The 10571-nt window shown below is 47.4% G+C and carries 11 protein-coding genes; 8 read left to right on the top strand and 3 right to left on the bottom strand.

Going from position 1 to position 10571, the window contains the following annotated elements:
• Positions 1-365 precede the first annotated feature (365 nt).
• The 6 genes from Q1Y74_RS07670 (at position 366) to Q1Y74_RS07645 (ending at position 4677) form a co-directional block, all read left to right on the top strand.
• Positions 366-1367 carry a 2-hydroxyacid dehydrogenase gene (locus Q1Y74_RS07670; protein ID WP_300813528.1) on the top strand — a complete coding sequence of 334 codons (1002 nt, stop codon included), beginning with the start codon at positions 366-368 and terminating at the stop codon, positions 1365-1367.
• 122 nt (positions 1368-1489) lie between these two features.
• Complete coding sequence (locus Q1Y74_RS07665) at positions 1490-2221, top strand: MBL fold metallo-hydrolase (RefSeq protein ID WP_300813526.1); 732 nt, start codon at positions 1490-1492, stop codon at positions 2219-2221.
• Between the two features lie 14 nt (positions 2222-2235).
• Positions 2236-3303 (top strand): DUF4468 domain-containing protein, encoded by a 1068-nt coding sequence (locus tag Q1Y74_RS07660; RefSeq protein ID WP_300813524.1) that lies wholly within the window; start codon positions 2236-2238, stop codon positions 3301-3303.
• A 30-nt stretch (positions 3304-3333) separates the two neighbouring features.
• Positions 3334-3711: a VOC family protein gene (locus tag Q1Y74_RS07655; RefSeq protein ID WP_300813522.1), complete on the top strand. Its 378-nt coding sequence runs from the start codon at positions 3334-3336 to the stop codon at positions 3709-3711.
• A 33-nt stretch (positions 3712-3744) separates the two neighbouring features.
• A complete protein-coding gene (locus Q1Y74_RS07650) occupies positions 3745-3930 on the top strand; it encodes a hypothetical protein (RefSeq protein WP_300813520.1) in 186 nt (61 codons plus the stop codon).
• 9 nt (positions 3931-3939) lie between these two features.
• On the top strand, positions 3940-4677 hold the full coding sequence (locus Q1Y74_RS07645) for a class I SAM-dependent methyltransferase (RefSeq protein WP_300813518.1): 738 nt from the start codon (positions 3940-3942) through the stop codon (positions 4675-4677).
• A gap of 66 nt (positions 4678-4743) precedes the next feature.
• Here the strand turns inward: Q1Y74_RS07645 and Q1Y74_RS07640 are convergent, their stop codons facing one another.
• The 3 genes from Q1Y74_RS07640 to Q1Y74_RS07630 all read right to left on the bottom strand — a co-directional run bounded on the left by Q1Y74_RS07640 (position 4744) and on the right by Q1Y74_RS07630 (position 8144).
• A complete protein-coding gene (locus tag Q1Y74_RS07640) occupies positions 4744-5655 on the bottom strand; it encodes a Ppx/GppA family phosphatase (protein ID WP_300813516.1) in 912 nt (303 codons plus the stop codon).
• Positions 5656-5663: 8 nt separating this feature from the next.
• The gene (locus Q1Y74_RS07635) at positions 5664-7748 is read right to left on the bottom strand and encodes an RNA degradosome polyphosphate kinase (RefSeq protein ID WP_300813515.1); all 2085 of its coding nucleotides are present in this window, start codon (positions 7746-7748) and stop codon (positions 5664-5666) included.
• A gap of 213 nt (positions 7749-7961) precedes the next feature.
• A complete protein-coding gene (locus Q1Y74_RS07630) occupies positions 7962-8144 on the bottom strand; it encodes a hypothetical protein (protein ID WP_300813514.1) in 183 nt (60 codons plus the stop codon).
• Between the two features lie 161 nt (positions 8145-8305).
• Between Q1Y74_RS07630 and map the strand changes: the two genes are divergently transcribed.
• Complete coding sequence (map, locus tag Q1Y74_RS07625) at positions 8306-9160, top strand: type I methionyl aminopeptidase (RefSeq protein ID WP_300813513.1); 855 nt, start codon at positions 8306-8308, stop codon at positions 9158-9160.
• Positions 9161-9173: 13 nt separating this feature from the next.
• On the top strand, positions 9174-10568 hold the full coding sequence (gene rmuC / locus Q1Y74_RS07620) for a DNA recombination protein RmuC (RefSeq protein ID WP_300813512.1): 1395 nt from the start codon (positions 9174-9176) through the stop codon (positions 10566-10568).
• Positions 10569-10571: the final 3 nt, after the last annotated feature.

Genomic DNA, 10571 nt, shown 5'->3' with positions numbered 1-10571 from the left:
GTTTAAATGTTATAATTGGACACTATAAATTTAATACTTTTATTGCTATGTTTCTAATTATCAGTAAAATATATTTGTTCTTATTTCGAACTCACGTTATTTTAATATGTCCCCAACTTTCCTGTCTGATAATTGTTTCTCTGACAACAACTCGTCCTATTGAAGTCCTGCAAGTTCCTGCATATCCAATATCTGCATGATATATATGATACAATCAAGTCTATTTATTGTTCTTTATCAGGAGTAAAACGACACTTTAATACGGATAAAGCAATTTGGAAAGCTGAAATATCCTATATTTGTAACCAGTTTCCACTATCGGGAACCATATATTAAAAACCAACTCCAATCAAACTTCAACGATTATGGCATTTACCATCGCATTTTTCGGAAGCAAGCCCTACGACGAAGATTCCTTCAGTGAAAAGAATAAAGACTATGGCTTTGAACTTCGTTTTTATAAAGGACACCTCAATAAAAACAACGTCATTCTGACCAAAGGAGTGGACGCCGCCTGCATCTTTGTCAACGACACGGCCAACGAGGAGGTCTTGCGCACCATGGCCGAAAACGGAGTTAAGCTGCTGGCCCTGCGCTGTGCAGGTTTCAACAATGTTGACCTGAAAGCTGCTGCCGCATACGGCATCACGGTGGTGCGTGTGCCGGCCTATTCGCCCTATGCCGTGGCTGAATACACGGTAGCCCTCATGTTGTCGCTCAACCGCAAGATCCCCCGTGCGACGTGGCGCACGCGCGACGGCAACTTCTCCCTGCACGGACTGCTGGGATTCGACATGTATGGCAAGACGGCCGGCATCATCGGCACGGGCAAGATAGCCAAGAAGCTGATCTGCATCCTGCGCGGCTTCGGCATGAACATCCTGGCCTACGACCTCTACCCCGACTACAACTTCGCACGCGAACACCAAGTGGTCTACACCTCCTTGGATGAACTCTATCACAGTTCAGACATCATTTCTCTACACTGCCCGCTGACCGAGCAGACCAAATATCTCATTAACGACTACTCCATCAGCAAAATGAAGGATGGGGTGATGATCATCAACACGGGACGAGGCCAGCTCATCCACACCAACGCCCTGATAGAAGGACTGAAAAACAAGAAGATTGGTTCAGCCGGACTGGATGTCTACGAAGAAGAAGGCGATTATTTTTACGAAGACCAGTCCGACCGCATCATTGACGACGACACCTTAGCCCGCCTGCTTTCGTTCAACAACGTCATTGTAACCTCACACCAAGCTTTCTTTACCCGCGAAGCATTGGCTAACATTGCCACTACGACCCTGCAAAACATCAAAGACTTCACCCTCCAGAAACCGCTAGAAAACGAAGTTAAAATTTAAAGTAGGACTAGAGACATAATCTGCCTTTAAAACAATGGATGGGGTTTACATAAAATAACAGGCACTGGCCAAGATTTATGTCGTGTTTTTTGTAATATTGCACCACGAAATGTGTCAACAATATGAAATTAGATTATATCTATCATAGTGGCTTTGCCATCGAAGCAGATGGAGTAACCGTCATCATAGATTATTATAAGGACTCCTCGGAAGAGGCCAACAACAAGGGTATTGTCCACGATAGCCTGCTACAAAGGCCAGGCAGCCTGTACGTGCTCTCCAGCCATTTCCACCCTGACCATTTCAATAAGGAAGTCCTGTCCTGGAAGGAGATACGCCCAGATATTCAGTACATTTTTTCCAAAGACATTCTAAAGCACCGCCGCGCACAGGCTGGAGATGCCTTCTACATCCGTAAGGGCGACGTCTACGAGAACGGAGACCTGCGCATCCAGGCATTCGGCTCCACAGACATCGGCGTTTCTTTCCTCATCGACCTACAAGGTATCCGTCTGTTCCATGCCGGCGACCTCAACAACTGGCATTGGAATGAAGAATCCACACCCGAAGAAATCCGCAAAGCCGAGGGTGACTTTCTGGCCGAACTGAAACCCATCCTTCAAACCGCCCCATTGGTGGATGTAGCTATGTTCCCCGTAGACAGACGGATGGGTCGGGACTACATGCGGGGAGCCGAACAATTTGTCGAACGAATTAAAACCACTATATTTGCTCCCATGCATTTTGGTGAGGACTACCCGGGGGCACAAGCCTTCCGTCCGTTTGCCGAGAGCAAAGGATGCCACTTTTTAAATATTACTCACCGAGGAGAAAGTTTCAACATTATTCTATAAAACATACTATTATTATGAAGAATCTGACACAAATTATTTTTGCATTTTTCTGCTTTTGTCTGCCTACACTCATGCAAGCACAAAAAGACGATGACAGCAGATATTTAGTAGGAGCTGTTCCTGAAATAGACGGGAAAGTAGTATTCACTCAAGAATTTAACATTCCAGGCATGTCACAAGACGAAATTTATAACCGCGTACTGACATGGATGGAAACAGACTTAAAGAAGAATGAAAACAACAGTCGAGTAGTCTACTCAAATCCTGATAAAGGACAAATTGTAGGTATAGGAGAAGAATGGATTGTGTTCAAGTCTACTGCCTTGTCATTGGACCGTACAGAAATCCAATATCAACTCACTGCGACATGCCAACCTGAGAAATGTATCCTAGAAATAGGAAAAATACGTTACGAATATAGGGAAGGAGAAGAAAAATACACAGCAGAAGAATGGATAACAGACAAATATGCACTAAACAAGAGTAAAACTAAATTAGTGCGCGGACTTGCTAAATGGCGTAGAAAGACTGTTGACTTTGTAGATAACCTAAACCTTGAAGTAACCCAAGCTCTGAGTGCCAGCTCAATCAATGTGTCAAACAACGCCCTCAGCGACAACAAATTGAATGAACAAAAAGCTGCTTCTTCCGGTAATATAGTTATCAATCTCGAACAAAAACCTAAGGCCGTACCTGTAACAACACCCCAAGACCGGATTCCGGCCAAAGCCTTCTATAAGGAAGTAGTACCCGACCAGCTATCATCAGACCTTATTCAAATGGGTAACGGCAAGCTAGTAATTGCGATCGGAACAGATAGCTTCAATATGACCACCATGACAGCCAATGCAGGCGGATCGCTCGGTAAATTGTCTGGCAAGCCTGTTATTTATACTTTCCTCTCACCAGATCAGGTACACGAACAACTTGATCAAGCCGAAACTTATACCGTACGTTTTTACCCTAACGGCCAAAAGGAACCGTCAATAATGCTGGAATGTAAAAAAATGCCGTCACAAGAACCTTTGGAAGGCCAACCACGTATGTATATCGGTGAGATAATTAAAGCTATGATAAAGTAATTTTATTCCCAAATATTCACTTTAAACAACATGGAAATAAAAAGCAAATTCGATCATTTCAATATCAACGTTACCAATTTGGAACGTAGCATAACCTTTTACGAGAAAGCGCTTGGCTTAAAAGAAAGCCACCGCAAGGAAGCAGCAGACGGTTCATTCACCTTAGTGTACCTGACAGACGGGCACAGCCCATTTCTCTTGGAACTTACCTGCCTAAAAGACCACACTCAACCCTACGAATTAGGTGAAAACGAAAGTCATCTGTGTTTCCGCGTAGACGGCGATTACGATGCCATACGTCAATACCACAAGGACAACGGATGGGTTTGCTTCGAGAATACGTCCATGGGACTGTACTTTATCAATGACCCTGACGACTACTGGATTGAAATCCTTCCTACACGATAATAAATTCAAACGTCACACGTAACTTGAGGACTTATGAGTATAGAAGAAGCCATGATGGGCGGTATCGTCTTCAAAGGCAAAAAGGAAAAAACAAAAGAAGAAAATAAAATCAAGACCAAAGCCAAAAAGAAGACTTACATCACAGGCCTGCACGGGTCAGGAGCTGCCAAGATGAAAGCCGAAATAAGGCGTAAACGTGCCAACCGTCACAAAAGATGAATAAACTGTATGATAAATAAAGGTTTGCTCACACCCGAAAAAGATCCTATGGGAAACGCCATAGCCGACTATGCCCGCCACCATAAGGCGGGCAGGTTGCGGGTGTTCTCTTCTCAATTTGACGAAGACGAGATTCCGGTCCGGAAATTGTTCCGTACAGAAAAACAGATGCCGCCATTAGAAAAGAGAGCCTTACAGCTGGCTACAGGCAAAATACTGGATGTTGGAGCAGGAAGCGGCTGCCACTCCTTAGCTCTGCAAGAGGCTGGAAAAGAAGTGCATGCCATTGATATCTCTCAACTGTCAGTAAAGGTTATGCACCTGCGTGGTGTAGTCCATGCCACACAAGCCAATCTGTTTGACGAACGGTTTTGCGGCTCATATGACACCATACTGATGTTGATGAACGGTTCGGGTATCATAGGAAAGACTGAGAACATGCCTGTATTCTTTCGCAAGCTAAAACAGATTCTTGCTCCGACAGGATGTGTTTATATGGACTCCAGCGACTTGCGCTACCTGTTCGAGGAAGAAGACGGAAGTCTGGCCATCGACTTGAGCGGCAGCTATTACGGCGAAATAGACTTCCAGATGCAATACAAGGATATCTTGGGGGATTCTTTCGATTGGCTCTACATCGACTTCCAGTCTCTTTCCTATTATGCCTCTGAGAACGGGTTTCAAGCTGAACTGGTACAGGAAGGATGTCACTACGACTACCTTGCCCGGCTCAGCATAAAAAGTTAGATGGCTAATTTGAACATAGAATCATACTCTGCAAGTTTCGTTTTCAATTTGCTTATAAAAAGATAGTTATTCTGATTCGTCGACACCATCCTGCACATACAAGCTGTCAATAATACCATCTGCCAAACCGATGACAGGGACGTGAATGTATTCAGCCTTTACGATTTCCGCTATAATCAGAAAGATTTTGGCGGCAGGCACAATAACATCGGCACGGTCAGCCTTTAGTTCAAACTCTTTCATACGTTGTTCTGGGGTAAGAGGGGCAAGTTTTTCGTACATCGACCTTAGGGACGAAATAGGCATTCGTTGCTGTTTCTTGTCCTTCTTCTCCGCCAACCTGTAGAGTTTGTTTATGTTCCCACCCGATCCGATGATGTTGATATCCGTAAAACTATCAGTCAGGCGAATCAAGTCGTTCTCCATCTGACTCCAGGTTTCTTCTTTCACGGCATCACTCAGCATACGCACAGTACCGATGTTGTAAGAAAGTGATTGAACCAACACACCATTAGTCAACAAATTGATTTCCGTGCTGCCTCCACCCACATCCACGTAAATGTAATTCCCGGTACGATCTTCCAAACATTCAATATGATTGTTGTAAATTATTCGGGCTTCTTCCTGTCCGTCGATAATTTCAATACGAATACCAGTATCTTTCAGTATTTTCTTGATGACCGTTTTTCCATTACGTGCGTCACGCATGGCCGAAGTGGCACACGCACGATAGTCCGTCACTTCATAAATCTTCATCAATTGACGGAAAGCCTTCATTAACCGACGTAATTTTACAGCCTTATTTTCTGAAAGTTCACCTAATGCAAATACATCGAAGCCCAAGCGAAGCGGAACTCTGAGCATCAACACCTTAGACAACCGTTCATTCTCCAGAACCTCATTTTTTTCCTTCCTCTTGATTAAAAGCCGCACGGCATTTGAGCCGATATCGATGGCGGCATAACATTTCTGACTCATATTTCGTTCTATTGTTTTTCTTGAGACAAATTATTTTCCTTATAATACTTGTACAATTCTTCCTGCGAACGGAACGGAACATTCTCCTCTGTAGACCAAGAGAGATTCTCGCCACTTCCGTCCACGACCCTTCCTTGCAGAGTGTCCCGCAGTCCGTAATCTATAACACGGGCCAAATCGGCCTTGATAGCCGGTTCGTAAACGGGTGTCACCACTTCTACACGGTTGTCCAGATTACGCGGCATCCAGTCTGCCGACCCAATGAAACACTTCTCATCGCCTCCAGAGGCAAAGATGAAGATACGCGAATGTTCCAGATAACGGTCTATAATGCCACAGATGTGCATACTCTCGCTCAAACCCGGAACACCGGCCACCAGCGAACAGTTACCGCGTACCAGCAAATCGACAGGTACCCCGTTGGATGAGGCTTCATAGAGTTTCTTCACCATGTCACGGTCGGTGATATGATTGACCTTAAGGCGGATATAAGCCGGCTTGCCCAGCAATTTGTTTTTGATTTCGGTATCAATCAGCCGCATGAACCTCTTTTTCATTTCGTTAGGCGACACCAGCAGTTCCTTGAATGTCACCGGCATGTAAGGCTTCTCGATAAAAGTGAAAACGGAATTGACATCACGCACCACATTGCCGGCAGCGGTCATCAGCATATAGTCGGTGTACATCCGCGCATTGCCTTCATGAAAATTGCCGGTACTGATACAAGCAATGTCTTTACCGTTCTTCATCCCGATGTGGGTAATCTTGGAATGCACCTTCAGATTCTCCACGCCAAAAATAACATGAATACCGGCGTCCTGCATTTTCTTTGACCAACTGATGTTGGACGCCTCGTCAAAGCGGGCCAACAACTCAATGACCACCGTCACCTTCTTGCCATTACGGGCAGCCCCAATCAGAGCTCTCACCACCTTAGAATCTCTGGCCAGCCGATAGAGAGTCGTCTTAATGCTTTTCACCTGCTTGTTCAGCGCAGCTTCCTGCAGCAGACGGATGTAATGGTCAAAACTGTGGTAAGGCACATGGATAAAACGGTCGGCCTGCTGTACCAGCTTCAACAAGCTTTCTCCGCCTGCCAGCTCAGGACGCACCAACGGCTCCCATTGGGGGTATTTCAAGTCTTTCCGGCCACAATCGGGAAAAGCCATCAGGTCCTTATGGTTATGATAGCGTCCTCCGGCCAGCACCGTATCCAGCTTGTCCAAATTCAGCATATTCATCACCCGTTTGTGTAAATCCGCCGGCATGGCAGCATCATATATTACCCTCAGCGCATCTCCCTTTTTGCGACTTTTCACCCCTTTGGAAATTTTCTGCAACATACCGTTGCGCAAATCGTTATCTATTTCCATTTCGGCATCCTTGGTAAACTTGAATGCATACGCTTCAAAATGCTCGTAGTCCAAACCTCGGAAAATCTGAGGAAGGCAGAAACGGATAATATCATCCAAATACATCAGGTAATTGTTGCCGCCTTTATCAGGCAGACGGATAAAGCGGCCACACACAGACACCGGCAGTTCTATCAAAGCATAGTCAGCCTTCTTTCTTCCACCGGCGTGCATCTTCACGGCCAGATAGATGTTTTCATCGGTCTCGTAAGCCAATTGCTTAACGGCAGAAATCCACACAGGAGTAACAAACCCACTCAGACGGGACTGAAAAAATGAACGTACATACTGCTGCTGTTCCTCATCAAGTTCATCCTCCTTTAGCAGATAAATATGCTCGGCGCGTAACTGTCGGGTAACGTCGTTAATAACCAGCTCATATTCCTTGGCATATTTGTTATTCAGCTTGTTCAGCTGCTTGATAAGCTGTCGGGCACGTTCACGTTCAATGCGTACGGTTCTGTCCTCACATTCGGCTATCCGGTTCAAAGTTGCCATACGTACCCGGAAGAACTCGTCAAGATTGTTTGAATAGATACCCAGAAATCCCAATCTCTCCAAAAGAGGAATCTGTTGTTTGGCTGCTTCCTGAAGAATGCGGCGGTTGAAATACATCCAACTCAAGTCTCTCTCTATATATGCTTCCTCTAAAAGTTTCTTGTTACTAGCCTTCTTTACCATAACATTTTCATATTTATATTCAATTTAAAATCCAGTCTGCTCTTACAACAAGCATGCTCACAAACAAAAGAGTGTGTCAAAGCTGTTCCTCTACCTGACATCAGACCATCGGCGAAAAGCCGGCAACCTTCTGTCAAGAGTCGGACCCAGTCCTGACACCTCCTACTGAAGAGAATCTATGAATGAATGTAAGAAACGTCTCCGCACCTCCGGTCAGACATACTCCTCAACCATGTACATCTCGCTTACAAAGTCATTGATAACGCCTTCCAGATTCTCGCAAGCTTCATCGGGCGTTTCACCGTAAGCTCCGCACAACAAATTATTCCGATAATAAGCAAAGAATCCGCCTCCGGGGGCAGCTTCTACTGTGTAATCATTTCTGTTCAGTTCCATAATCAGTCTCCTTTATTCTTGTTTGGCAATGCAAAAGTGGACAATACATGTTGCAATAAGATTGAATCGAAGTTACAAAGCTGCTAAAAAACGAAAGGCGGCCGTCCAATTACCAAAGTAATTGCGTACTTTTGCATACCGTAACAAAAAGAGATGACAATATGAAGAAATTGATAAAAGGAATGCGCTTCACTCCCAAAAACTATTCCGATGAGGTTGAAGCCAAAATACAGCAATATAAGAAAGAAGGCTACCGCCTGCCGCAACGTCACCTGCTCCGCACCGAAGAGCAAGTGGCCGGCATACGCGAAAGCGCCAAAATCAATACCGCCCTGCTCGACTATATCGCCGCGAACATCCGCGAGGGCATGTCCACTGCCGAGATAGACCACATGGTCTATTGCTTCACCACCGACCACGATGCCATCCCCGCCCCCTTCCTCTACGAAGGCTATCCCAAAAGCGTATGTACCAGCATCAATGATGTCGTCTGCCACGGCATACCCAGTACCAAGGAAATCCTGAAAAGCGGTGACATCGTCAACGTCGATGTATCGACCATCTACAAGGGTTATTTCTCCGATGCCTCACGTATGTTTCTGATAGGCGAAGTAAGCCCCGAGATGAAACGGTTGGTTGAAGTGACCCGCGAATGCCGTGACATCGGCGTACAGATGGCGCAACCTTGGACAAGGTTGGGTGACCTTGGAGCCGCCATTCAGGAACATGCTGAAAAGAACGGTTATAGCGTAGTGCGCGACCTGTGCGGCCACGGATGCGGCATCAAGTTCCACGAAGAGCCCGACGTGGAACATTTCGGCAAGAAAGGAACGGGCATGATGATTGTACCTGGCATGACCTTCACCATCGAACCGATGATCAACATGGGGAGCTACGAAGTCTTCATCGACGAAGCCGACGGATGGACTGTCTGCACCGACGACGGCCTGCCATCGGCCCAATGGGAGAGTATGGTACTGATAACCGAAAACGGAAACGAAGTGCTGACCGAATAACCCCCACCCCGCCATGGACATACTGACACTTGTAGCAGGACTCACCGCAGGCGGAGCCATCGGCTGGCTGGCCGCGGGACGGAAGACCGCTGCCGTCAAAGCACAGCTCGAAGCTGCCCGCCAGCGTGAAGAACTGCTGAACCGAACCACCGAAGAACGCCTGGCCCGCGAAAAGGTCGTTGCCGACGAACGGCTGAAGGCAGCCGAGAGACAGGCCGACGAACGCCTGGCCGAGCAGGAACGGCACTTCGCCGAACGCCTGGCCGAACAACGGCAGCAACTGGAGAAACGTCTCACCGAACAGCGCGAAGAGGCCGAAGCCCTGCACCGCCGCATGAACGCCGAGTTCGAAGCCCTGTCCAACCGCATCTTCCAAAGCAAGGCCGACGACTTCAAGCGGCTCAACGCCGAACACATCGGCGACCTGCTCCGCCCCTTGGGCGACAACCTCAAAGACTTCCGCGAAAAGGTGGAACAGGCATACAACACCGAAGCCAAGGAACGTTTCTCGCTGGGCGAACGCATCAAGGAGCTGGTGGAACTGAACAACCGCCTGAGCGAAGAGGCCAACAACCTGACCCGCGCCCTGAAAGGCGACTCAAAGATGCAGGGCAACTGGGGTGAAGTCATATTGGAACGCTTGCTCGAAGCATCGGGCCTCATCGAAGGCGAACACTACTTCCGTCAGGAGTTCCTGCGCGACGAGCGGGGCGAAGTGCTGACCAACGAAGAGAGCGGCCAACGCATGCAGCCCGACATCATCGTCCGCTATCCCGACGACCGCGAAATGATTATCGACTCCAAAGTGTCCCTCACTGCTTATGCCGCCTACACCGCCGCCGAAGACAAGGACGAGCAGGCCCGTTGCCTGAAGGCACACCTGCAGTCCGTACGTGCCCACATTGACGAACTAAGCCGCAAGGACTATTCGCACTACGACGTCAAGGCGCCGGACTTCGTCATGATGTTCATCCCCACCGAGGGAGCCTACCTGCTGGCCGTGCAGAGCGATGCCAACCTGTGGGAATATGCCTACAACAAGAAAGTCGTCCTGATGAGCCCCACCAACCTCATCAGCGCCCTTCGCCTCTCGCTCGACCTGTGGAAACGGGAGAATCAGGTGAAGAACGTACAGGCCATCATCAAACGGGGCACGTCGCTCTACGAACGTATCGTGGACTTTGCACGTACTTTCACTAACCTCGGTTCGCAACTGGACAAGCTACAGGGTGAGTATAACAATGCGCTGAAGCAGCTGTCCGAAGGACGAGGTAGTGTAGTGCGACAGGCCGAACTATTATGCGGCATGGGGCTCACGCCCAAGAAACGCATCCCTTCCACCTTGTTACCGGCCGACGAAGAAGACGACGAGCCTGCCAGCAACGGGAAATCAGAACTAAATCAATAGAGA

The organism is uncultured Bacteroides sp. (assembly GCF_949298305.1).
Lineage (GTDB): Bacteria > Bacteroidota > Bacteroidia > Bacteroidales > Bacteroidaceae > Bacteroides.
The sequence above is the reverse complement of the archived record's forward strand: the minus strand, read 5'-3'. Positions and strand labels throughout refer to the sequence as shown.

Bases quoted from the DNA above. Each gene is read 5' to 3' on its own strand.
- Q1Y74_RS07670 (WP_300813528.1), top strand. From the start codon at position 366: ATGGCATTTACCATCGCATTTTTCGGAAGCAAGCCCTACGACGAAGAT.
- Q1Y74_RS07650 (WP_300813520.1), top strand. From the start codon at position 3,745: ATGAGTATAGAAGAAGCCATGATGGGCGGTATCGTCTTCAAAGGCAAA.
- Q1Y74_RS07660 (WP_300813524.1), top strand. From the start codon at position 2,236: ATGAAGAATCTGACACAAATTATTTTTGCATTTTTCTGCTTTTGTCTG.
- Q1Y74_RS07640 (WP_300813516.1), bottom strand. From the start codon at position 5,655: ATGAGTCAGAAATGTTATGCCGCCATCGATATCGGCTCAAATGCCGTG.
- Q1Y74_RS07630 (WP_300813514.1), bottom strand. From the start codon at position 8,144: ATGGAACTGAACAGAAATGATTACACAGTAGAAGCTGCCCCCGGAGGC.
- map (WP_300813513.1), top strand. From the start codon at position 8,306: ATGAAGAAATTGATAAAAGGAATGCGCTTCACTCCCAAAAACTATTCC.
- Q1Y74_RS07635 (WP_300813515.1), bottom strand. From the start codon at position 7,748: ATGGTAAAGAAGGCTAGTAACAAGAAACTTTTAGAGGAAGCATATATA.
- Q1Y74_RS07645 (WP_300813518.1), top strand. From the start codon at position 3,940: ATGATAAATAAAGGTTTGCTCACACCCGAAAAAGATCCTATGGGAAAC.
- rmuC (WP_300813512.1), top strand. From the start codon at position 9,174: ATGGACATACTGACACTTGTAGCAGGACTCACCGCAGGCGGAGCCATC.
- Q1Y74_RS07655 (WP_300813522.1), top strand. From the start codon at position 3,334: ATGGAAATAAAAAGCAAATTCGATCATTTCAATATCAACGTTACCAAT.
- Q1Y74_RS07665 (WP_300813526.1), top strand. From the start codon at position 1,490: ATGAAATTAGATTATATCTATCATAGTGGCTTTGCCATCGAAGCAGAT.